Raw genomic sequence first — 20,669 nt, 5'->3', positions numbered from 1 at the left:
GGTCAGTGCGACGAGTGGCGCCCTGCGACGGCTCCGAGCGCCCGGAGTAAGGGTGAACGGCCCGCCCGGGGTACCGTCCACAGGACCTGGCCGTGCACCCCCCGGTCAGCGAGCAGGGCGTTCGCGGCCAGGAAGCCAGTGGTGGCGGCCCGTTCCATGAGGGCGACGGGCAGGTCACAGCGGATTCCGTCGCCGGCCAGGGTCAGCCACGGATGAGGGGTGCGCACGGTGGGTCGCCGGCGGTGGGAGCCGGCCTCGAAGAGCGGGCAGTCCGAGCGCCACTCGTGCCGGGCGTCGACAATGCGCGCCTCGCGGATCTCCGGGTATACCTGGCGCAGCCGGTCGACGAGCATGTTCTGCACCTCTTGCGGTTCGGCCGCCGGGTCCACGGCGTAGGCGTGCAGTTCCACGACCGAGCCCCCGGTCCGTGCGGCCCAGCGAGCGGCCTCGCCCTCGTACCGCTCGAGAACGCTGATGTTGTCGAGCCCTCCGTAGCCGCTGGTGCCGAGGAATCCGGGCCGGTCGGCACGGACCGGCCCGTCGAGCCAGAGCCGGGAGACGAGGAACGGCGGTGCGGTGCGCAGGGCAGCGATGTCCTCACGCCAGCCGGACGTGCCCAGGCCGGGTGACGCGCCGACGATCCGGCACAGGCTCCCGGGGTCGAGGGCGAGCACCACGGCTTGGTGGCGCCCGGCACCGGTGTCGGTGGGCACATGCGCTCCACCGTCGCCGAGGGGGAGCACGCCGTGGACGGGGGTGCCGGTGCGGATGTCCGCCCCGAGGCGCTGGAGGTAGTCGCCAAGCGGGTCCCAGAGCGCCTGGGGGAAGGGTTCGCCCGGTACGTCGAAGAGCAGTCCTTCGGCCGATCCGAGAAAGTAGATGTGGAACATCAGCAGCAGTTCGGCGGCGGACAGTTCGCGCGGGTCAGCGAAGAAGCTGCGTGAGAACACCTCGAACGCCAGGTGGTGCGCAGCTTCCGGGAAACTCACGCTGTCCAGGAAGCCGGTTGCGGTGACCTCGTCGAAGCGTTCGTACACTTCGGGCACCCGCACGTCGAGCAGAGGCAGTGCCGCCCGGGCGTCCATGGCGGCGAGGTCCCGCCAGCCGAAGCTCGGGCTGAGGGCGACGAAGCCGAGCGCGCTGAAAGGCGGCGTTCTCGGAACTCGGGCGAAGCTGTCGGTCAGGCCGCCTCTGTGCCGCAGGGGGTAGTCGGTCAGCGGCGTGAGCCGCGAAAGGGCAGGGTCGGTACGGCGGAGGAGCCCGCGCAGGTTGTAGTACTGGCGGAAGAAGGCGTGGAACCCGCGGGTCATGGTCACGGAGGAGCCGTCCGCCAGCCTGGTGGGCCAACCGGAGAGACGGCCGCCCAGCGCATCCTCCTTTTCGTACAGGGTCACGCGGGCACCCCGCTCGGCCAGCAGGGTGGCCGCGGCAAGGCCGGCGATCCCGCCACCGATCACGGCGACGGACGGCTCGTCCCCGCGTTGGAACCGTTCCCTGCCGGGTGGTGGCGCCAGAACCTCGGCCTTGCGGTCGCGGCCTCGTCGGGCGGCATCGGCACGGCGGGCCGTCATCGGACTCGCTCCCTTGCCGTGGTCGTGCGTGCCGGGCTCGGGCCGTTGCGGGCGAGGAAGGTGTGCACCATGCCCGTCTGCCATCCGGAGACCGGGGCGACGCGCACTCCGGTGAAACCGGCTCGCGTCAGCCGGCCGGCGAAGGCGGGGGCGGTGTCGAAGGCGATGACGCTGTGCCAGAGGTGGCGGTACAGGGCCCGGTCGCCGGTGAGTGTGCCCGCCGGGATGACGACGCCGTGGCACACCGCCGCCCATAACGCCCGGTGCCGCCGCCGTCCGCTCAGGGTGTACTCGTGGGCGCTGATACGTCCGCCCGGCCGCAGCAGGGTCCGGACGCTGCTCAGGACCGCGTCCGGGTCGGTGACGTTGCGGAACAAGTAGGCGGCAAAGGCCGCGTCGAAGGGGCCCTCTCCGGCCGCCGTGACCTCCTCGGCGGTCAGGTGCAGGAACCGTACGCGTGCGGGCCACGGCTTGGCCAGGGCACGGCGCAGCATGCCCGCCGACGCGTCCACAGCCGTGATCCGGGCCCGGGGCGCGGCCCTGAGCAGGGCTCGGGTGGAGGCGCCGGTACCGCAGCCCACGTCGAGAACGTGCAGTCCGGCGCCGTCGTCGGGGAGCCGGAGCCGGCGGGCCGAGCGCAGGAGGTCGGTGTGGTAGCCGGGGTTGAGAGAGGTGAGGCTGTCGTAGGTGCAGGCGGCGTGGTCGAAGGCGCGGGCCAGGTCATGCTCGCGCAGGAGGAGGCTCATCGGTGGTTGTCTCCGGTTCTTGCGAAGGACTGGGAGCGTCGGGGCACAAAGGGCAGTTCGGCGGCTGTACGGAGCATCGGCAGGACAGGGGTGCGCAGCCCGATGCCCCACTCCTCCCGCAGGGAGGTGGCGCCGTCGAGGAAGCGCAGCAGGCGCTCCGCCGGGATCCGGCGGAACAGGTCGGTGAAGAATCGCGGGCCGTCGATGCGCCCGGTGTCCAGGGCACGCAGCAGGACCGCGTCCATGGCCGAGGCCCTCCGCCCGTGGGGTGCGGGGATGGTGGTGCGCCCGTCGCGCAGGGCGGCGGCGATGGCTCTGCTCTGTCGCTGCACCGCCGCGAAGGTGTAGCCGGTGGCCGCACGAGTGGCGCCCCCCGCAGTTCCGACACGGAAGTGGGCGGGGCCGGCCCGTCGCGGAAAGCGGGCGTCGGTCATGGGAATGACCCCCTGCTCCGCCCGTTCCACGGTGAGCGCGCCAAGCCCGAGGACGTCTCGGCAGTAGTGCCCGAGAGCCGATTCGTATGCCTCGGTGGTCAGCGCGTTGCCGGAGAACTGGGTGTACTCGACTAGCGCCCGGTCCGGCGCCAGCGGCAGGACGTAGCCGAAAGCGAGTCCGTGAGCCGGCTGAGGAACCCGGAAGTCCATCAGGTCCGCGACCAAGGGGTCGAACCGGTCGGCGTCGGTACGTACGAACCAGCCGCGGAAGTGCTGCAGCAACCACGTGCGCGCCGGCGGCAGGACAGGCAGCGGCCGCGAGTCGAACACACGCCGGGCGCGCAGCGTCAGGGACCAGCCCCCGGTCAGCATGCACCGGACCTCCGCGCCTCCGGGCACACATCGCACCGATTCCACCGTCGCGCGAAGGAGACGCCCGCCGTCCGAGCGGGCCAAGCGGCCGTGGACCAGCCGCTCGAAGTCGGTAGAGCGCACCATGCGGTAGGTCAACGGGGCAGGTCCGACAACGACCGGCCGTCGGTCGGCGCCGTGCAGACGCAGCACGGACCAAGACGCGCTGACCGCCTCTTCCAACCCGTCGACACCCGCGTCCCAGTAGCACCAGGTCCGTTCCGCGGGGCGGAGCGGACCGTCGGGCGGCTCAACCACAGTCACAGTGGCGCCGCCGTTCTCCGTCAGCCGGTGGGCGAGGCTGAGACCGGCCGCGCCACCGCCGATGACGATCACGTCGGATTCCTCGGCGGGGCGGGGTGTCACCGGGCTCGCCGTTCGACGATGGGGCTATGGTCGGGGCCCGAGCGCAGCAGCTCGGCGGCGGCCTCCAACGCGTCCGCGACAGCGCCAGCGACATGACGCGGGTCGCCGCCCTCCGGCCAGTGTGGGGCGGTGCCCGCCACGGGGCGAGTCGCGAAGCGTGTGTAGAGGTGCCCCGGCCGGATCTCCAGTACCGCGGCACCGGCGCTCCGTGCTTCGCGGCGGACGGCGTCCAGCCATGCGGCGAGCGCGGCCTTGCAGGCGCTGTAGTCGGCCACTCGGGGCTGCGGGCGCTCGGCCACCACGCCGGTGACGGCGGCGACCGCCGAACCGCGTCGCAGGATGCCGAGCGCGGCGCGGAAGAACGCGGCTGGCGCGAGGCTCCTCGGGTGCACCGAAGGCCACCGACCCGCACGCGACAACGGCGCCCAGCTTTGGAGGGCTGCCGCCGCTGCGTGCACGGGCCTAGTGCACGACCAGGGACCGTAGGCGTCGAAGGCAGCGATCGGGGCGCTGGGATACGTCCGCGCGGTGTGGGCCAGGCGGCCGCGGTCGCGTCCCGCGAGGGCCACGCTGGCGCCCCGGTCGGCCAGTTCGGCGGTGATCGCACCGCCCCTCCCCCCCGTGGCATCGGCCACCAGCACACGGGAACCGTTCAGTTTCACGCTTCACCCCTCGATAGGGCCAACGGGTTCATCCGATCGTCACTGCTTCCCGTCCAGGGGTGTCCGCGGATGCGGCCGGACACCGTTCACACTCCGGCGTCACCTCCTTGCCCCCGGTCGGCGACCACCTCGCGCGCGGCGCGCGCCCCCGACGCCATGGCGCCCTGCACCGATCCGGTCGCCCGGTGGTCCCCGCACACGTACCTGCCTGGGCGAAGGCGGGTGGTGCGGCTCAGCGGCCAGGGGGGAAGCATCGCGGGCAGCGCGCCCTCGACCGTGCAGGCGGCGACCTGCTGCCAGCCGCTCGTGTCGGTACGGTACAGCTCGGCCAGACGGCATAGCACAGCCTGCGCCCTGCCGGGGAGGTCGGTTCCCAGTACGGAGGTGGAGATCAGCGCGGTGCCGCGGGGCGCGTACGTGGGAGCGACCTCGCTGAGTACGCAGGTGTTCAGGATCGCTCCGGTGCTGTCCACCATCAGGGTCGGTTCGGCCATGGGTGTCCTGCCGATGGCGTGGTAGTAGGTGGTGACGGTGCGTGTGTCCGGCACGGTCAGGTCCGGCAGCAGGCGGGTGGCGTTCGCCGGGTCCGTCGCTACCACAACCGTCCGGGCCGGCACCTCGCTCCCGTCCTCCAGCAGCACTCCGGTGTCGGTGACCGCGGCGACGGGGGTGCCGAGCCGCAGTACGCCGCCGGGCAGGCCGTCGGCGAGTTGGGCCGGGACGGCGCCGATGCCCTTTGCCGGCAGGCACAGAGACCCTCGGACCATGCTCCGCCAGACCAGGTGGAAGAAGCGTGCGGAGGTCTCCAGCCGGTCCTCCAGGAAGACGCCGGACAGGAACGGCCGCAGGATGTCGGCGACCGCGGCGTCCGACACTCCCGCGCGGGCCAGGGCCGCCGAGGTGGAGCCGTCTTCGTGCTGTCTGGCAGCGGAAGCGGGCAGAACGGCGTCCCGCACGGTGAGGGCCGCCAGCGCGGCCAGGTCGCGTGGCGAGACAACCCGAGTCCTGTCAGCAGAGCCCTCGCCGCACTGGGCTCTCTCGTCGGGTCGGCGAGGCGGACCGACCCCTTCGACGTGTGCGCGACGAGGCCCGCGGTGAACGGCCGCAGCCGCAGGCTCCTCAGATCCATGCGCCGCTTCACCTGCGGATACGAGGTGTTGAACACCTGGAAACCACGATCCAGCAGGAACCCGTCCTGCCGGTCCGTGCGCATGCGCCCGCCCACGCCTTCGGACGCCTCCAGCAGAATCACCCGCCATCCCGCACGGCACAGGTCCAGCGCGCACACCAGGCCGGACAGGCCCGCACCGACGACGACCACGTCCGGTGCCCGGCGATGTTCCTCGCTCATGCTTCTCCTCGGTCGACGCGTACCGTGTCACCCGCACATCAGGGCTGTCCGCTCAGCCCCTTCCTCGGCCGGTACCCCTGAACCAGCGGGCACAGCCCCGTGCCGGAACGTGGCGCGAAAGCAACACTCGCCCGTGGACGAACGACGCGGCCGCGACCACTGGTCCAGCGGACCACGTTCCACGGCCGCTGCCCAGGCGCCACGACCAAGTGCCGAGTCGGACGGCAACACATCAGGAGACCGACGACTCCAGAGCGGCGACCGCCTCGGCGAGTCCCGACGGACGCGCCAGGCCCGCAACCGGCTGCCCCGCCCAGCCGGGTCCCAGCGTCAGCACGACCGGCCTGCGGCGGGCACCGCGCATGCCCCACTCCATGGCTGCGACGTGCTGGGCCAACGGCCGGCTGGCGGTGGTACGGCACTGCGACCACAGCCCGATCGCGGCCGGCCCGGTCCTGCGCACGGCCGTGACGAGCGACTCGACGGGCAGGGCACCACCGAACATACGCACCGGGACGCCGCGCTCCGTCAATGCCGCGGCCAGCACTTCCAACGGCAGGGTGTGGTTCTCCCCCGGGACGCAGGCGAGCACCGTGGTGGCGCCGGCACGGGCGGCGACCGTGTCGGGCGTGGCGCGCCGCAGCGCGCCGGACACGTGCCAGGACAGGAAGTGCTCGACCTCGACGTACTTCTCGCCCGACGTCTCCCACTTGCGGCCGACCGCCTGGAGCGTCGGCACGATCACCTCGGTCCAAGCGGCGACCAGTCCGTGTTCGGCGATCGCGGTGAGCAGCAGTTCGTCGAGCGCGGCTGCGTCGAGGCGCAGGGCGGCCCGGGCGATTCCCCTGCACTCCTGACGCACGTCACCGAGCCGCAGGCCACTCCCCGCCCGGCTGCGGGCCCGGGCCGAATCCCGCTTTGGCCCGGCAGTCCGTCCCGGCCGGGCCGCCACCGGTGATTCCCCGCTTCGCGCGAGCCGTGCGGCCTCGGCCGGGGGCAGCCCAGTCGCCGTCAACGCGCACATCCGCTCCAGCCGCGCCACGTCCCTGGCGGTCCAGCGCCGGTGCCGGCCGCCCATGTGCGCGTCGGGCCCGAGGCCGTACCGGCGGTCCCACGTGCGGACCGTGGTGGGGGCAACACCCAGGCGCCGGGCCACCTCGCCGGTGGTGTGTCCGCCGCCCGGCGGATCGCCCTCGCCGTACCGGCCGTGGTGGTCCTCACCGTTTTCCTCATCAGACTCACTCACGCCTCCACAATACGACGCACAAACGACGCACGTTGCTTGCGTCGTTATGGCGTCCCACACTGCAAGCACGCGCACGGCGGACCGGCGGACTTGCCGTCCGGACACGCTCTTTCATCCCCGGACGGCGCGCGACAGGAGGAACGCGCCATGAACACGACCATGCGACCGAGTACCGCTCTGGTCCCGCCCGTGGCGGAAACGCGGCACGAGGAGGACCTCGCCCGCGGCCTCGTCGCCGCTGACGAGGAAGCGTTCGCGGCCATCTACCGGCACTGGGAACCACTCGTCCACACCATGGCCACCCGGTCCCTGGGCGACGCCCACGAGGCCGAAGACGTGACTCAGCAAGTCTTCATCGGCGCCTGGGGCGGGCGGCACGGCTTCCGCCCGGAGCGGGGCGCACTCGGTGCCTGGCTGGTCGGCATCGCACGCCGCAAGATCATTGACGCCCTAGCCGCCAGGACGAGGCGTCTGGCCCTCGTCGCCTCAGCCGCCCACGGAACCACGCCCACCCGGTTCGTCCAGGAGATGCCAGGCGAGGTGCTCGACCGCGTGTTGCTGGTCGAGGCCCTGTCCCGGTTGCCGCACGCTCAGCGCGAGGTGCTCTGCATGGTCTTCTACGAGGACCTGACGCAGGTTCAGATCGCTCAACGCACCGGTGTGCCCCTGGGGACGGTGAAGAGTCACGCCCGCCGCGGCCTGCACCGGCTGCGTCTGGCCATCGACCTCGGCGACGCGCACGGAACGGGCAGCTGACCGAGCCGAAGAAACAACGGGCGGGGGCTTCCCGGACACCGCCCACCCGCGCGACGCGAGACCCGGCAGCAGGAACGGACTGCATACGAAGGGACGCCCCCATGCTTCCGGTCCTGGCCGACACGGTGGCGCGGCTGGGGGGACGGGATCCGCAGATCCTGCTCCAGGACTACGGGCAGCAGAGGCTGGTCCCCCTGCCAGGCGAAGGGCTGGCGGGCGGCGAACCGCAGTCCGTCGACGGCTCCGAGGTCGGGCGGTGTTTCCTCGCCTCGCGCCCGATCGAACTCGCGCTGCCCGACGGCGTACGGGTCCTGCTGCCGTTGCCGGACGGGGGAGACCAGTCGGGTGTCCTGGCCGTCACGCTAGACGCCGCCGATGACGATGACCGCCGCCTCCTGCACAGGATCGCCGGTCTGATCACCGACATGATGCAGACCAAGAACGGCCACGCCGATCTCGCCTCCTGACGCGCAGGGTCAGGGCGTGAGGTCCAGGACGCGGACCGGCTCGCCCTTCCACCGATACGGCGCGGTGGTCGCGATGACCGCCCCATCGGGGCGGTCCGGGGTGGGCTGCGCCGCGTACTGACTGTGGGCCGCCGCCCACGTCTCTTGCCGGGCGAGAGCCAGCGCGGCGGACAGGTCCAGGTCCAGAACCGTGATGCCGGGCAGCGCGGCCAGGTGCTCGGCAGTGCCGGGCCGTGCCCGGTCGGCCTCGACGAGCGCGCACGCCGGGGCGTAGAGGAACCACCCGGGTTCGGCATGCGCCCGGTGGATCAGACGGGAGGCGAGGACGTTGCCCTGGCCGGCCGCGGTCATCGCTGTGTCGTCCAGGACGATGTGCATGGCGTCGCTCACCGGGCCGTCACCCGGGCCAGGCGCCGGTCCAGCTCACTGTCCAGGTCGTCCTCTTCGAAAGCGGTGGGGGCATAGCCGTTCCACTTCTTCAGTGCGGCCCTGGCCTGCTCGGCACGCTCGGCCCGCTCGGCCGGGGTGAGCATGGTCTCGGCCAGGCGCGCCAGGTACGCGCGCAGCGACAGGCCCTCGGCGGCCGCGATCGCGGCCAGCCGGTCCTTGGCTTCCTCGGGGATACGGATATTGGCATCGGACATCGTTGTGCTCCCTCCCATCCCTCAAGGATACGGGTACGTACCCGTATCCTTGGCGTGTATCCCTTGCTGTGTCTTCTTTGCGACCTGTCGGAGGATCTCTCGACTTCGCCTTCCCGGGAGCCGGGTGCGCCGCCCCGGCGGCGCACCGATCCCGGCGCCAGCGGGCGGTGGGCCAGGGCGAGGATGGTGCCGCCAGGCGGCACGGCGGCACACGGTCATTGTTGATTACAGGTGTGCGTCGGTGCCCCGCAGAGCGGAGCTGGACGCCTTCATGTCCACTGCCGCCTCGAACCGCCCTGGCGGGGTATCCGCGGAAGGTCGCCCACGGACCAGTTGCAGGGCAGCCGGCCTCCCGGCCGAGTTCCGGGAGCCGGGCGAACCACCCATGAGACTCCGACTCAGGTCACTGGCCACCGCAGGTCAGGTCCTTCACGGGCAGTCGGCCCGTGGTCAGGTACCGCGTGACGCCGGCGTCCGCGCAGGACGGTCCGGCCACCACCACGCCGTGGCCCTCACCGCCGGCCACCGTGACCATCCGCGCACCGTGCAGCGCCCGCCGCATGCCCTGCGCCATGGCCAGCGTCGCCTGCGGATCCCACTGGTTCTGCACGATCAGCGCGTTGACGTCGTTGCTCACCACGGTGGCCGGCTCCCTTGCCGCCGACTTCCAGAACGCACACGGCTGAATGGTGGCCCCCAGGTCTCCGGCCAACGGGTACTTGGCCCGGTCTCGGATCACGTCCCGGCGGTACTGCTCAGGGTTGCGCGGCCAGCTGCGGGTGTCGCCGCAGAAGGCGGCCCAGGTGACGGCGGACTGGTTGTCGGCAGGAACGTCCGCACCGAACGCTTCCGCGTCGGCGGACCGGACCGGGGCGGAGCCGGGGACAGCCGGTTCGGCCGACGCTGCCGTCACCGCCGACGCGGTCGGCGTGGCCGGCGCGGGCGGTCCGCCTGTGGCCGAAGCCTTCAACGCGACGATCCACGGGGTGACGGTCTTGACGCCGACGAACGCACCGTACTGGGAACGGATGGCGCCGCCACTGAGCGCCCCACCGTTCGTCGGGACGGGTGTGCGGTCGGCGCGGGCGATGAGATCCCAGTACGTCTTCCGGACCGTCGCCGGAGTCGGACCCAGACCGTAGGTGGCGTTGCGGGCGGCGGCCCACTCGGTCCAGCGGGTGAAGGCGAGTTCGGCCCCGGCCGACCACCCCCGGAACGTCCCTCGCCACGCGAGCGTCGGATCGAGGGCGCTGTCGAGCACGAACCGGTCCGAGCGCCGGGGGAACATCTGCGTGTAGACGGCGCCCAGGTAGGTGCCGTACGAGTACCCGAAGTAGGAGATCTTCTTTTCCCCCAGTGCCGCCCGGACGACGTCCATGTCCCGTGCCGTGTTGCGGGTGGTGAGGTGCGGCAGCATGTCGCCCGCCTTGGCCCAGCACTTGTCGGCCACCGTCCGGGCCAGGGCCACGTCCTTCGCGAACGTCCGTGCGGTGTAGGGGTGCTGGACGGCCTGTTCGTCGGCCGTCAGGCCGCAGCTGATCGGCGCGCTCTGCCCGACCCCGCGCGGGTCGAAGCCGACCAGGTCGAACCGCTCTCGTACCTCCGCCGGCAGCAGCGGCTCCATCTCCACGGGCATGGTCAGCCCCGGAACGCCCGGTCCCCCGGGATTCATCAGCAGCACGCCGTGCCGCTCCTTCGCACCGCTCGCCTTTACCCGCGATATCGCGAGGTCGATCTTCCGGCCCCCGGGGTCGCTGTAGTCCAGCGGCACCTTGACCTTCGCGCACTCGAACGTCGCCGGCCCGCCCGTATCGCAGCGCTCCCAACGGAGTTTCTGCAGCGCGTACTGCTGGAGCGGATCCCCCGCCGCGAACGCCGTCACGGGGGTGAGCGCTGCCATCAACGTCGTCACCGTGCCGACCGTGAGCACGGAAATCGTTCGGGCGCCTCGTAGAGCCATGCCAGTCCTCTGTGCAGAATCAGTGTCTCGAATTGCCTCCAGCCTCTGTTCCGCCCCACCCGTACCTCGTACGACGCGGGGACGGACTCGTGATCCAACTAGCGGCGTACGACGACGCACCGACGTCCTGCTGGAGTCCTGCTCCGTGTCGTTCATCAATCAGGGTGGGCGGCCGATCGGCCACCTGCCGGCCGTCACTCCGTGGACACCCCGACCCGCAGCGCTGCGACGGCACGGGAGGGCACAGCGCCGACGGCGCGGCCCATCGCCGTGTCGTCGGCGCCCGGGGCGGGAACGGCTCAACACGGTTGCCGTGTACCGGCACCCGCCGACTGGGTGACGACGCCGACCTCGTGCGCACCAACCCGACCGGGCTGCCGTTCTTCGCAGCCACACAAACCGGCGGACGGAGGCCAACAACAATGCAGTGTCGATCAGTTGCTGCCTCGCCACCGTCCGCACCCACCCGCAGACAGCAGCGCTCCGGTGCGATCGGCCCAGATCGCCTGCATCGATTCGGCCGTGTCGCGGGCGGCGGTGCGGGTGGACCGGCGCGGGTCGAGCGCCCGACCGGTGGCCAAGTTCTTGCCGGCGGCGAGCTCCTCGGGAGCGACAGTGGCGGACCAGTCCGGCCCGCCGGCCCACCCGGCGCGGCCTTCCTGTCCTACGGCTTCGTCGGACCAGCGCGCGGGTCTCCCGGCCCCTAGGGGATAGGGAAGGGGCACCCGGGTGCTGTTCCTCCTGCAGACCGCGTGGCTCGCGCTGAACTGGACGCTCGGCTCGGACCGGGCATACGGGCAGCTCAAGGCCACCGAGGCCGGATTCCGGGAGACCCGTGAGCAGCAGGCGCTGAGGGAACGCGACGGCCAGCGGGCGGATTCAGGCGGTCCGGTCGCCGGGGGCCGGTTGGAGGCGGTCGAGGCGTTCGTAGAGGGCGCGGACCAGGCGGGCCCGGTTCTGGACACAGGCCAGGGTGCCCTTGTGGGATGCGTCCAGGCGGCGCTGTGCTTCGGCGAGGATGATCTCGGCCAGAGCGCGGGGGCCGCTCTTGTCGTCGAGGAGGTCGGTGTGGTGGCGGACGTCTGTCGCAACGGCGCGGGCGTGACCGGTCAGCTGCAGGGCGATCTGTTCGTAGTCGTGCGGGGGGAGAGTGGCGGGGTCGGTCCAGGACAGGACAGCGGTGATCAGACGTTCGTAGGGGACGCGGTCCAGCGGTAACTCCGCTCCGAAGTACCCGTGCGGGTCGTACAGAACGGTGTGCGTGTTCGGTCTCATCAGCCCTCGCCCGGGGATTCCGCCTGCGTCATCTCGGTGACCGGAAGCCACCCGATGATCATTCGCCACCACCCTCCCCACCGGATGGGTCTCCACTCATTCGCAACCTTTATGCAACCCCCGAACAGCACCACCCTGCCAGAACGGGCCGGCCGTCCACACCCAGCAATCCGCCCTGGTCAGGCACCGGAACAACCCTGGTCGAGAACGCCCGCGTCATGCGCGGGCGGGAGAACCAGCCGCCGACGTCAGAGCAGGGCGCGCAGTTCGTCGACCGCGTCCGCGGCGCCGAGCAGCCGCACGCCGTCGGGAAGCAGGATCAGACCGCCAGTGGAGGCCCGTGCCGCGACCCGCGCCTGCTCCCAGATCAGGACGATCTGAAGAATTACCGCTTGGTAGGCGTGATGGGCATCGCCTCTGCCCGGCTTCCCGAACTGGCGGTAGATCTCTTTGTCCACCACGTTCCGGGCTTGCCAGCGCCCCAGTCCGACGCCTGTGAACGTCATCACGAACGTGCGGGCGGCGAGCGGGAGGATCTCCTCGCCGAGCAACGCCTCGGCACCAGTCGTTGAGCTCTGACTCATGAACGGCACGATACCGACAAATGTGCGGGTGCAGACCGAACACCGGGTCAGGATCCAGGCTCGTCCGCGCGGCTTCGCGACGCGCTCATGCGCCCATCCACTATCGCGTGCGACGCCGACGACTTCGACGGGGACGAACTTCGTCCTCGTGGTCGGGGCGGCTGCCGTCAGGCGATGGTCAGGGTGAAGAGGGCGCCGTCGGGGTCGCGGATGAGGAACGCGCCGTCCGGGGCGCCGGCAGGTGTGGGAACCGGTGAGGATTCACCTCCGGCCGCCGCGGCGGCCGCGGCGGCCCGCTCGCCGTCCCTCACCCGGAAGTGGACATTCCACCGGGGCCGGACCCGTGGGTCCGGGCCGGTTTCGTCGCTTCCGCCGTACAGGGTGGCGACGGTGCGTCCGGCGGCCTGGACGATGATGTGGTCCTGGGCGTAGTCGACCGTGCAGCCGCCGGGCGGCCGGGCCCAGTCGAAGACCTCGGCGTAGAAGATCGCGGCGTCGAACGCGTCACGGGTCCACAGGTCCAGCCGCACCGGGGCCCTGCCGCGCCCCACCGGCCAGGTCAGGGCGGGGCCTTCCCAGAATCCGAACACGGCACCGTCCCGGTCCGCGGCGATCCCGGCACGGCCCTCCCCCAGGCGCAGAGGACCGACGGCGAGGGTGGCGCCCCGCTCGCTGATCCGTCCCGCTGTCTCGTCCGCGTTCCTGACGGCGAAGTACGGCGTCCAGACGGCTGGATGGCCACCGCCTTGGCAGCATCCGATCCCGGCTACCGGTTCACCCTGTGCCAGAGCCACCGAGAAGTTACTGCCGAGCGTGCTGGGCCTGAACGTCCAGCCCATGACGTCGGAATAGAAGGACTGCGCCGCGCGCAGGTCCCGTGCGATCAGGCTCACCCAGCAGGGCGCACCGGCCACCGGCACGGTTCTTTCGAGGGCCGGCATTCGGTGCTCCTGCGGGTGCGTGATGGACGTCAGGCCATGCCCAGGACGGCCAGGGGTGGGGTTCAGCGGGTGGTGGTGCGCAGCAGGTCGCGTACCCGTTCGACCAGACCGGCGCCGGGTACGAGGAGTCTGTTGGCGGGCGGGGTGTTCGGGAGCGAGGGGTGGGGGCGGGTGGGGGCGGTCTCCCTGGCCCGGCGCACCAGTCGGCCGAGTTCGTCGAGCGTCTGGGGTGGCAGGGCGGCTGCGAGTTTCGGGAACAGTTCGTGTTCTTCCTCGCGCGTGTGGGAGGCGACCTCGAGCTTCAGCTTCGCGATCGTGTCGTTGAACCGCGGGTCGTCGACGCTCAGGTCTTCGAGGTCCTTGAGCATGCGCTCGGCTCTGGCGTGATCGGCGAGCTCCTTGTCCGCCATGGCTGGACCGTGCGGTACGTGCTTGCGCACGGCGGGGTAGAGGTGCCGTTCCTCGGCGACGGTGTGCCGGACCAGTTCCGCGGTCAGCCGGTCCGCGAGCTCCCGCCGCCGGGGGTGGTCGACGGGCTGCAACTCGATCTGCGAAAACAACGCCTCCAACTCCCGGTGATCGGCCGCGAGTTCCGCGATCACATCGCCACCTGGTTCCATCGCGACACAGCACCTCTCCTCGGGTTCATCGCCCCTCGGGGAGGTGGCAAGCACACAGACAACACACCCCGGACGCAAAACCCGCGCCACGCGCGCGGGAACCATGCCGTACTCACCTCCCCGGCCCACGTCTCCGTGATGAAACCGCTGGAATACCGCCCTCGACGAGTTCGACGTCCTCTTCGACGGCCGCCTTACCGCCACACGAGCGTAGACCGAACAGCCCGCCGAAGAACCCGTAGGCCAAACAGACGAACCACACCTGATTCCTGATAGACCCTCAGCCGCGGGACCGCGTGGGTGGTGTGGTCAGCCGAGGAAGGACAGCCGGACTTGGCGTTCGGGGCTTTCCCGGTTGGAGTTCACCAGTACAACGGACTGCGAGGCCCCCAGCTCCAGCTCACCATTGACTACGGGCAGCGTGGCGTGTGGTGGTACCAGTGCCGGGAGCACGTGGTCACTGCCGTGGCCTGGACGACCGTGGCGGGCTCGCCAACGGTCGTCCGCGGGAAGAATTTCGCGGAGGGCTGCCAACAGGTCATCGTCACTGCCCGCGCCGGTCTCGATGATGGCCAGGCCGGATGTCGCGTGGGGGGTGAAAACGTTCAGCAGTCCGTTTCGCCCATGAGCGACCTCCCGGAGGAAAGCGGAGCATGCGTTCGTCAGGTCGTGCATGGTCTCAGTGGCGCCGGTTGCAATGTTGATGGTGCGGGTGGTGAAGGTGCCGGTCATGCTTCACCGGTACCCATCGCGGAGCAAAAGCACTAAGGGCCGGATGGGTTGTTCCTCCGGGGCTCCGCCGGTAGGGGCACGTGCTCCCGTACCTGGACAGGCCCATCGCACCGTCTCATCCGAATACCGCAAGCCAGCCCTGGACTGCGGCTTCCTCCCGCCGCTGCGCGCTGAGAAACCCGTCGGTACGCGGTGAGGATCCGACCGGCGCATGCCGGTCGGACCCTCACCACTGTTCTTGTGGCGGCTCGCGCCTGCCCGTCGGTCAGACGGCCGCAGGGGCGCCGAGCATCGCGGAAGCCTGTTGGAACGGGCTGAGGGCGCGCGTGGTCGCGGCGGTGTGGGGAAGGCCGCGGCAGGTGAAGCCGAGCTGGGTCATGGCCCGGAGGACTTCGCCAGCGCTGAAATCGCGGCGGTCCTGGCGTGTGATGACCTGGCCGACCTGCTTGACGGGGTAGGTGCGGCGGCCGATGATCACGGACTCGCCGATGACCTGCTCGGGCCTGATGCCCTTCATCGATTCCAGGACGCCGCTCTTGGTGAGGTCGAACGGGAAGCCGGCGATGACACAGCGCATGATGCCTCACAGGAGAAGAACGAAGGGATGGTCCTGCCGCGGTGAGGCGGTTCAGCCGGCAGGGGCGAGGACGCCCAGAGCACTGCCTTGTTCGTCGACGACAGGCAGGGCATCGAGCCGGCAGCGCATCGCGTGCTCGGCCTCGGCCATCGAGGTCACGGGCGAGGTGAACGGCCCGCGGTCGCCGAGGATGTCGCGCAGCTGAACCCGGTCCGTGTACGCGGGGCTGTCGCGGACTGCGGCGAGCTGGGCCTGGGTGACCAGTTGGGTGCACAGGCCGTCGTTGTCACAGACGAGCAGGTACCCGGTGCGGGCGCTGGCCATGACGGACAGGGCCACCTCGACGGTCATGTCGTCACAGACCTGCGGTGCGCCTGTGCCCATGGCGTCGACCGCCGTCCTGTGCACGGGGGTGGCACTCGCCGAGCGGGGCTGCATCTGAACCAGCGTCAAAACGTGCCTCCTGCAGAGATGGGTCAGTTTCCTGATCACGAAGGTTCTAGGCCGCCGCATCGAAGGTGGACTGCCGCATGGTCCCGCGCCGGGCAGCCGAAGCGGGGCTGCGTCGGCCGCGTGAGGCCGCGCCGCGCTTGCGCCGCTCGGGTACCGGCGCGGTGATCGTCACGGGAATGCCGGAGGGGGCCTGAGCGCCGGTGATCCGGCTGAGTGCCTCTTCGCCGGAGCGGACCTGGGTGGTCCGGGGCACGATGCCGGCGGCCGTCATGAGGCGGGTCATGTCGCGGCGCTGGTTGGGGGTGACCAGGGTGACGACACTGCCGGACTCGCCGGCCCGCGCGGTACGGCCGCCGCGGTGGAGGTAGTCCTTGTGGTCGGTCGGCGGGTCCACGTTCACGACGAGGCCGAGGTTGTCGACGTGAATGCCGCGCGCCGCGACGTTCGTCGCCACGAGGACCGTGACGTGCCCGGTCTTGAACTGGGCCAGGGTCCGGGTACGCTGCGGCTGCGACTTCCCGCCATGCAGGGCGGCGGCCCGGACACCGCTGTTCAGCAGGTCCTGCGTCAGCCGGTCGACGGCGTGCTTGGTGTCCAGGAACATGATCACCCGACCCTCGCGCGCCGCGATCTCCGTCGTCGTCCGGTGCTTGTCGGCGCCGTGGACGTACAGCACGTGATGCTCCATCGTGGTGACCGCACCCGCGGACGGGTCGACGGAGTGGACGACCGGGTCGGTGAGGTAACGGCGGACCAGGAGGTCGACGTTGCGGTCGAGGGTGGCGGAGAACAGCATCCGCTGCCCCTCGGGGCGGACCTGGTCCAGGAGCGCGGTGACCTGGGGCATGAAGCCCATGTCAGCCATCTGATCGGCCTCGTCCAGGACGGTGATCGCGACCTGGTTCAGCCGGCAGTCACCGCGGTCGATGAGGTCCTTGAGGCGGCCCGGCGTCGCGACGACGACCTCGGCGCCACCGCGCAGCGCACTGGCCTGCCTGCCGATCGGCATTCCACCGACGACGGTGGCCAGGCGCAGCTTCACCGAGCGGGCGTAGGGGGTGAGTGCATCGGTCACTTGCTGCGCCAGCTCACGCGTCGGCACGAGGATCAGGGCCAGCGGCTGGCGGGGCTCGGCGCGCTGTCCGGCGGTGCGGGCCAGCACGGCCAGGCCGAAGGCGAGGGTCTTGCCGGAGCCGGTGCGCCCGCGACCGAGGACGTCGCGGCCCGCGAGGGTGTTGGGCAGGGTCGCGCCCTGGATCGGGAACGGGACGCTCACGCCTTGCGCGGTGAGCGCGGCCAGCAGCCGCTCGGGCATGTCGAGGTCGGCGAACGCCTCGACGGCGGGCAGCGCGGGAGTGATCGTCTTCGGCAGGGCGAACTCGCCCTGGACCGCTGCGGGCCGCCGGCCGTGGCCGCCCGAGCGGCGCGGACCCCCAGAACGGCTCGGGGCGGGCGAGCCGAAGCGGCTGCCCCGGCCCGAACCGGCGCCGGAGCCGAAAGCGGGGCCGCCGGTACGGCTGCGGGTGCGGGTGCGGGTGCGGGAGGAGTGGTCGTTCGTACGTGTGGGGTTCATTCAGAACCTTCCTTGATACGGCACGTATCAAGGAATTCCCGCAGCAAAAGAGCAGCGCGGGGAATCACAAGAACGGGCCGAACGGAATGCGAAAGTGAATCTGACCTGCAGTGAATCCGGTGCGGGTGCAGGCAAGGGAATAAGTGACGTCATGCGGACGTGAAATCCAGGACGCCGACGGGTGCAGCTTTGAAGAGGCCCGCATCCCTGGAGAAGGATCTGCAGGCGGTGGTTGTCCCAAAGGTGAAACCTCTGCGGGAAATGCCCGCAGCTGGGGCCCGCACCCCGAGGGATGCGGGCCCCAGCTACGAAGTGCGCGTCCGCGTCAGACGGGAACGATGTTCTCGGCCGTCGGGCCCTTCTGGCCCGGCGCGATGTCGAAGGTGACCTTCTGGCCTTCGAACAGCTCACGGAAGCCCTGGGCGGCGATGTTCGAGAAGTGGGCGAACACGTCAGCGCCGCCACCGTCCTGCTCGATGAAGCCGAAACCCTTGGCCGCGTTGAACCACTTCACAGTGCCAGACGCCATGCCATATCTCCCTTGGGGCAGTACGCCGGGACCCGCAATGCACGGATACCGGGTCGCCGCGATGATGCCCCGCCCGGAAAATGACCGGAAATACAAAAACGCTTCCAGTGGTGAAAAATACCGACGAAGGCGCTTGAAGTTGGGAACCAAGACTGCAACTGAGATCGACAGTAGCATGCGGTAGCGGCCTGTGTACGTTAAATAATTCCACTCTGTCCGTTGCGGTAAAAACACTCCCCGCACGGCGCGTTAAACCCTCACCTCGCGGCCATAGATATTGATCCACCCGTAGCGCAGCATTTCGGGAAGAGCGGTCGCTGTTCACGGCTCGGAGGGCACAACTATTCCGGTGGCACCGTCCTGCCCGACGTCGGCCCCATCGGCCCGTACGCCGGTCTCGACACAGATCAGGGCCGCACAGCTGTTGCTGCGCGGCCCTGATCACGTGCGCCCCAGATCCCGCCACCGTCGCCTGAAGGCCGGCGCCACTGTTCGGGTGAACCAGTTGGACAGCAGGGCCTGCCCGCGGGCAGCCGTAGGCTCCGAGCGCGGGCGGGAAGGTCAGGCGGGGTTGATGTTCTCGGCCTGGGGGCCCTTCTGGCCCTGGGTGACGTCGAACGTCACGGCCTGGCCTTCCTGGAGCTCACGGAAGCCCGAGGAGTTGATCGCAGAGTAGTGGGCGAACACGTCCGGGCCGCCGCCGTCCTGGGCGATGAAGCCGAAGCCCTTCTCCGCGTTGAACCACTTCACAGTTCCCGTAGCCATGTCTCATGCCTTCCAGTCGATGAACGCCTCCCACAACGCGCGGAAGGCGGAGGTGATCGCCCTGGTTCCTGCGGCACAGCACAGCAGAACGCCCACGCCGAAGACGTGGGCGAAGGGGAACTTCCGAACCATGACAGCTGACGCAGACGCTACACGTCCGCACACCCTGTCACCAGAGGAAACGAGCCATGCTCCACACCCCCGACATGTGCGTGCGGTTCCCGCCGGGTACCCGGCGGGCACCACCACCTCAGTCCGCGGTCGTTGGGTTCTCTGATTCGGCGGCGCGGCGGTATTCGGCGTTGATGCGCTGGGCTTCTTCGAGCTGGTCTTCGAGGATGACGATGCGGCAGGCGGCCTCGATGGCGGTGCCCTGGTCGACGAGTTCCCGGGCGCGGGCGGCGATGCGCAGCTGGTAGCGGGAGTAGCGGCGGTGGCCGCCCCCGGAGCGGAGCGGGGTGATCAGGCGGGCCTCGCCGATGGCGCGGAGGAAGCCCTGGGTGGTGCCGAGCATCTCGGCGGCCCGGCCCATGGTGTAGGCGGGGTAGTCGTCGTCATCGAGACGGCCGAACGAGTCGTCTGCTGTCACTTGCACCTCTCTATGGAACGCGTGGAGGGGCCCGGGTGCCGTATGGCACCCGGGCCCCGAAGGAACTGCTACACCATCTGCCGGCCCTGATACTGCGCCAGCCCTCTGTTTCCGCAGACCCGACCTGAACACTGTCGGGGGCGCGGGGATCGCGGTTGCTTGACCGGAGACCACCTCACTATCGATGTCCTGCGGTACCCGGGCCCAGTGATTCCACCCGGGCGATCCTGATGGCGCTCAACTCCTCCGTTCTTCCCTCTGGATGAACTACCTACCAAGCGGGAACTGCGAACTGCTGATGGCCTCGAACAGCGCCACCCTTCGGCAGCCAGCCCCGTCGCCCGTCCTGCATCTGCTCTGGCTTAGAACCCCGCTGCCGAACCTCCCGGTACGCGCGCCCGCAGCCGACGCCTTTACCGAGGAACCACTGACAACCTCACTGCTGGTACTGCGAACTGCACATACCGAACTGCTACTGCGTGAACTGCGGTACTGCTCACGGCGGCCCCTGATCACTACGGGCCACCCGGTCCGGTCGTCAGTCCCGTCGCCGTCCCGCAACAACCCTGGCTTCGGAACTCCACCACCGCACCGTCCTGCGAACTACGTGTACTACTGCCCGGCAGTTCGTCTCTGCCGGGCCTTGCTGATCTCGGCTACGAGAGAAACCATAACCACACCACCACCCAATGTCTACCCCGGCCACCATAGATTTTGGTGCGCTAGGCAGAGAGATAGTCGACCTCGACCGCAGAAGGGGCACGCAGATGAATACCTTGCCGCCGTCGACGACGACGGTGTCCGGAACGATCACCGGCTTCGCAGCGGACTGCTCCATCCGCGCGTCGATGTCAAGCAGTTGCCGGTGCGGCATCTGGGAGGCCGCCATCCGCAACGACGCCGACCAGCCCGGCAGCCTCCGGCAGCGGCTGAAGCAAACCGAACGGCTCCAGCGCGGGCAGCAGCTCCGTACCGGTAACAGCGAAGTCCGGGGCACTTTCACGTTGGCTGACGGGTGGGATGATCTTCGGGTTGATCATGGTGGAGGGGGTTGTCCGTGGGCAGTACGCCGCCGTCGTACAAGGGGCACCGGTACCCGGTCGACCGCGACCTTCAGCCAGCCGCAGGTCGCCTCGTTCGGGCTGACCGAGCAGCAGGCCCGCGACGAAGGCCACGACGTACTGGTCGCCAAGTTCCCCTTCACCGCCAACGGCAAGGCCCACGGCCTCGGCGGCTTCGTCAAGCTCATCGCCGACGCGAAGCACGGCGAGCGGCACTGTCACGTTGGCGGGCGGCGTGGGAGGGGCCTCGACGTTGATCATGCTGGAGGGGGATCGTCCGTGGTGAGCGCGTTGCCGTCGTATAAGGGGCACGGGTACCCGGTCGAGGTCATCTCCCACTGCGTGTGGCTGTACTT

The 20,669-nt window shown here is 70.2% G+C and carries 22 protein-coding genes and 3 pseudogenes; 4 read left to right on the top strand and 21 right to left on the bottom strand.

Annotation, left to right across the window (positions count from 1 at the left end; all coding sequences use genetic code 11):
• Nucleotides 1-2: 2 nt before the first annotated feature.
• From BT364_RS36735 to BT364_RS36710, 6 genes and pseudogenes are all read right to left on the bottom strand, one after another.
• Nucleotides 3-1,571 carry an FAD-dependent oxidoreductase gene (locus BT364_RS36735; protein ID WP_072489512.1) on the bottom strand — a complete coding sequence of 523 codons (1,569 nt, stop codon included), beginning with the start codon at nucleotides 1,569-1,571 and terminating at the stop codon, nucleotides 3-5.
• Nucleotides 1,568-2,317: a methyltransferase domain-containing protein gene (locus BT364_RS36730; RefSeq protein ID WP_072489511.1), complete on the bottom strand. Its 750-nt coding sequence runs from the start codon at nucleotides 2,315-2,317 to the stop codon at nucleotides 1,568-1,570. The genes BT364_RS36735 and BT364_RS36730 overlap by 4 nt, the downstream gene beginning before the upstream one ends.
• Nucleotides 2,314-3,528 carry a lycopene cyclase family protein gene (locus BT364_RS36725; protein ID WP_072489510.1) on the bottom strand — a complete coding sequence of 405 codons (1,215 nt, stop codon included), beginning with the start codon at nucleotides 3,526-3,528 and terminating at the stop codon, nucleotides 2,314-2,316. Before BT364_RS36725 ends, BT364_RS36730 begins: the two co-directional genes overlap by 4 nt.
• Nucleotides 3,525-4,190: an SDR family oxidoreductase gene (locus BT364_RS36720; RefSeq protein ID WP_072489509.1), complete on the bottom strand. Its 666-nt coding sequence runs from the start codon at nucleotides 4,188-4,190 to the stop codon at nucleotides 3,525-3,527. The genes BT364_RS36725 and BT364_RS36720 overlap by 4 nt, the downstream gene beginning before the upstream one ends.
• Before the next feature lie 86 nt (nucleotides 4,191-4,276).
• Nucleotides 4,277-5,541 (bottom strand): annotated as a pseudogene (locus tag BT364_RS36715) (NAD(P)/FAD-dependent oxidoreductase).
• A 232-nt stretch (nucleotides 5,542-5,773) separates the two neighbouring features.
• A complete protein-coding gene (locus tag BT364_RS36710) occupies nucleotides 5,774-6,787 on the bottom strand; it encodes a MerR family transcriptional regulator (RefSeq protein ID WP_072489508.1) in 1,014 nt (337 codons plus the stop codon).
• Between the two features lie 147 nt (nucleotides 6,788-6,934).
• Between BT364_RS36710 and BT364_RS36705 the strand changes: the two genes are divergently transcribed.
• Both BT364_RS36705 and BT364_RS36700 read left to right on the top strand, forming a co-directional pair.
• Entirely contained in the window at nucleotides 6,935-7,543 is a 609-nt protein-coding gene (locus BT364_RS36705; RefSeq protein WP_072489507.1) for an RNA polymerase sigma factor, read from the top strand.
• A gap of 101 nt (nucleotides 7,544-7,644) precedes the next feature.
• Nucleotides 7,645-8,010, top strand: a complete 366-nt coding sequence (locus BT364_RS36700) for a hypothetical protein (protein ID WP_256260393.1) — start codon at nucleotides 7,645-7,647, stop codon at nucleotides 8,008-8,010.
• A gap of 9 nt (nucleotides 8,011-8,019) precedes the next feature.
• On the opposite strand, the gene BT364_RS36695 is transcribed toward BT364_RS36700, so the two are convergent.
• The 15 genes from BT364_RS36695 to BT364_RS36630 form a co-directional block, all read right to left on the bottom strand.
• On the bottom strand, nucleotides 8,020-8,388 hold the full coding sequence (locus tag BT364_RS36695; RefSeq protein ID WP_072489520.1) for a PIN domain-containing protein: 369 nt from the start codon (nucleotides 8,386-8,388) through the stop codon (nucleotides 8,020-8,022).
• A gap of 8 nt (nucleotides 8,389-8,396) precedes the next feature.
• Nucleotides 8,397-8,654 carry a hypothetical protein gene (locus tag BT364_RS36690; RefSeq protein WP_072489506.1) on the bottom strand — a complete coding sequence of 86 codons (258 nt, stop codon included), beginning with the start codon at nucleotides 8,652-8,654 and terminating at the stop codon, nucleotides 8,397-8,399.
• A gap of 403 nt (nucleotides 8,655-9,057) precedes the next feature.
• On the bottom strand, nucleotides 9,058-10,566 hold the full coding sequence (locus BT364_RS36685) for an alpha/beta hydrolase (RefSeq protein WP_371268697.1): 1,509 nt from the start codon (nucleotides 10,564-10,566) through the stop codon (nucleotides 9,058-9,060).
• A gap of 927 nt (nucleotides 10,567-11,493) precedes the next feature.
• On the bottom strand, nucleotides 11,494-11,889 hold the full coding sequence (locus BT364_RS36680) for a DUF6415 family natural product biosynthesis protein (RefSeq protein WP_072489504.1): 396 nt from the start codon (nucleotides 11,887-11,889) through the stop codon (nucleotides 11,494-11,496).
• A gap of 248 nt (nucleotides 11,890-12,137) precedes the next feature.
• Nucleotides 12,138-12,473 (bottom strand): hypothetical protein, encoded by a 336-nt coding sequence (locus BT364_RS36675; protein WP_143166611.1) that lies wholly within the window; start codon nucleotides 12,471-12,473, stop codon nucleotides 12,138-12,140.
• A gap of 167 nt (nucleotides 12,474-12,640) precedes the next feature.
• Nucleotides 12,641-13,414 (bottom strand): VOC family protein, encoded by a 774-nt coding sequence (locus BT364_RS36670; RefSeq protein ID WP_072489502.1) that lies wholly within the window; start codon nucleotides 13,412-13,414, stop codon nucleotides 12,641-12,643.
• A 62-nt stretch (nucleotides 13,415-13,476) separates the two neighbouring features.
• The gene (locus BT364_RS36665) at nucleotides 13,477-14,034 is read right to left on the bottom strand and encodes a hemerythrin domain-containing protein (protein ID WP_072489501.1); all 558 of its coding nucleotides are present in this window, start codon (nucleotides 14,032-14,034) and stop codon (nucleotides 13,477-13,479) included.
• 309 nt (nucleotides 14,035-14,343) lie between these two features.
• Nucleotides 14,344-14,766 carry a YjbQ family protein gene (locus tag BT364_RS36660; protein ID WP_037701150.1) on the bottom strand — a complete coding sequence of 141 codons (423 nt, stop codon included), beginning with the start codon at nucleotides 14,764-14,766 and terminating at the stop codon, nucleotides 14,344-14,346.
• A 265-nt stretch (nucleotides 14,767-15,031) separates the two neighbouring features.
• A complete protein-coding gene (locus BT364_RS36655) occupies nucleotides 15,032-15,343 on the bottom strand; it encodes an SCO5918 family protein (protein WP_072489500.1) in 312 nt (103 codons plus the stop codon).
• Nucleotides 15,344-15,394: 51 nt separating this feature from the next.
• Nucleotides 15,395-15,796 carry a CBS domain-containing protein gene (locus BT364_RS36650; protein ID WP_072489499.1) on the bottom strand — a complete coding sequence of 134 codons (402 nt, stop codon included), beginning with the start codon at nucleotides 15,794-15,796 and terminating at the stop codon, nucleotides 15,395-15,397.
• 46 nt (nucleotides 15,797-15,842) lie between these two features.
• Nucleotides 15,843-17,369, bottom strand: a complete 1,527-nt coding sequence (locus BT364_RS36645; RefSeq protein WP_072489498.1) for a DEAD/DEAH box helicase — start codon at nucleotides 17,367-17,369, stop codon at nucleotides 15,843-15,845.
• 325 nt (nucleotides 17,370-17,694) lie between these two features.
• Nucleotides 17,695-17,898: a cold-shock protein gene (locus BT364_RS36640; RefSeq protein WP_072489497.1), complete on the bottom strand. Its 204-nt coding sequence runs from the start codon at nucleotides 17,896-17,898 to the stop codon at nucleotides 17,695-17,697.
• Between the two features lie 561 nt (nucleotides 17,899-18,459).
• The gene (locus BT364_RS36635; protein ID WP_019072426.1) at nucleotides 18,460-18,663 is read right to left on the bottom strand and encodes a cold-shock protein; all 204 of its coding nucleotides are present in this window, start codon (nucleotides 18,661-18,663) and stop codon (nucleotides 18,460-18,462) included.
• Between the two features lie 3 nt (nucleotides 18,664-18,666).
• Nucleotides 18,667-18,795 (bottom strand): hypothetical protein, encoded by a 129-nt coding sequence (locus BT364_RS43740; RefSeq protein ID WP_256260392.1) that lies wholly within the window; start codon nucleotides 18,793-18,795, stop codon nucleotides 18,667-18,669.
• 118 nt (nucleotides 18,796-18,913) lie between these two features.
• Nucleotides 18,914-19,252 carry a MerR family transcriptional regulator gene (locus BT364_RS36630; RefSeq protein WP_072489496.1) on the bottom strand — a complete coding sequence of 113 codons (339 nt, stop codon included), beginning with the start codon at nucleotides 19,250-19,252 and terminating at the stop codon, nucleotides 18,914-18,916.
• 1,106 nt (nucleotides 19,253-20,358) lie between these two features.
• Between BT364_RS36630 and BT364_RS36620 the strand changes: the two are divergent.
• Nucleotides 20,359-20,523 (top strand): annotated as a pseudogene (locus tag BT364_RS36620) (dihydrolipoyl dehydrogenase); the annotation flags it as partial.
• 69 nt (nucleotides 20,524-20,592) lie between these two features.
• Nucleotides 20,593-20,669 (top strand): annotated as a pseudogene (locus tag BT364_RS44650) (IS6 family transposase); the annotation flags it as partial.

It is taken from the genome of Streptomyces atratus, from assembly GCF_900119365.1.
Lineage (GTDB): Bacteria > Actinomycetota > Actinomycetes > Streptomycetales > Streptomycetaceae > Streptomyces > Streptomyces atratus_B.
This window is presented reverse-complemented; position numbering and strand designations above follow the sequence as displayed.

Excerpts from the sequence above, each read along its gene's own strand:
- BT364_RS36735 (WP_072489512.1), bottom strand. The coding sequence starts at position 1,571 with ATGACGGCCCGCCGTGCCGATGCCGCCCGACGAGGCCGCGACCGCAAG.
- BT364_RS43740 (WP_256260392.1), bottom strand. The coding sequence starts at position 18,795 with ATGGTTCGGAAGTTCCCCTTCGCCCACGTCTTCGGCGTGGGCGTTCTG.
- BT364_RS36695 (WP_072489520.1), bottom strand. The coding sequence starts at position 8,388 with ATGCACATCGTCCTGGACGACACAGCGATGACCGCGGCCGGCCAGGGC.
- BT364_RS36705 (WP_072489507.1), top strand. The coding sequence starts at position 6,935 with ATGAACACGACCATGCGACCGAGTACCGCTCTGGTCCCGCCCGTGGCG.
- BT364_RS36645 (WP_072489498.1), bottom strand. The coding sequence starts at position 17,369 with ATGAACCCCACACGTACGAACGACCACTCCTCCCGCACCCGCACCCGC.
- BT364_RS36655 (WP_072489500.1), bottom strand. The coding sequence starts at position 15,343 with ATGCGCTGTGTCATCGCCGGCTTCCCGTTCGACCTCACCAAGAGCGGC.
- BT364_RS36690 (WP_072489506.1), bottom strand. The coding sequence starts at position 8,654 with ATGTCCGATGCCAATATCCGTATCCCCGAGGAAGCCAAGGACCGGCTG.
- BT364_RS36660 (WP_037701150.1), bottom strand. The coding sequence starts at position 14,766 with ATGACCGGCACCTTCACCACCCGCACCATCAACATTGCAACCGGCGCC.
- BT364_RS36665 (WP_072489501.1), bottom strand. The coding sequence starts at position 14,034 with ATGGAACCAGGTGGCGATGTGATCGCGGAACTCGCGGCCGATCACCGG.
- BT364_RS36670 (WP_072489502.1), bottom strand. The coding sequence starts at position 13,414 with ATGCCGGCCCTCGAAAGAACCGTGCCGGTGGCCGGTGCGCCCTGCTGG.
- BT364_RS36730 (WP_072489511.1), bottom strand. The coding sequence starts at position 2,317 with ATGAGCCTCCTCCTGCGCGAGCATGACCTGGCCCGCGCCTTCGACCAC.
- BT364_RS36640 (WP_072489497.1), bottom strand. The coding sequence starts at position 17,898 with ATGGCGTCTGGCACTGTGAAGTGGTTCAACGCGGCCAAGGGTTTCGGC.
- BT364_RS36700 (WP_256260393.1), top strand. The coding sequence starts at position 7,645 with ATGCTTCCGGTCCTGGCCGACACGGTGGCGCGGCTGGGGGGACGGGAT.
- BT364_RS36675 (WP_143166611.1), bottom strand. The coding sequence starts at position 12,473 with ATGAGTCAGAGCTCAACGACTGGTGCCGAGGCGTTGCTCGGCGAGGAG.
- BT364_RS36680 (WP_072489504.1), bottom strand. The coding sequence starts at position 11,889 with ATGAGACCGAACACGCACACCGTTCTGTACGACCCGCACGGGTACTTC.
- BT364_RS36635 (WP_019072426.1), bottom strand. The coding sequence starts at position 18,663 with ATGGCTACGGGAACTGTGAAGTGGTTCAACGCGGAGAAGGGCTTCGGC.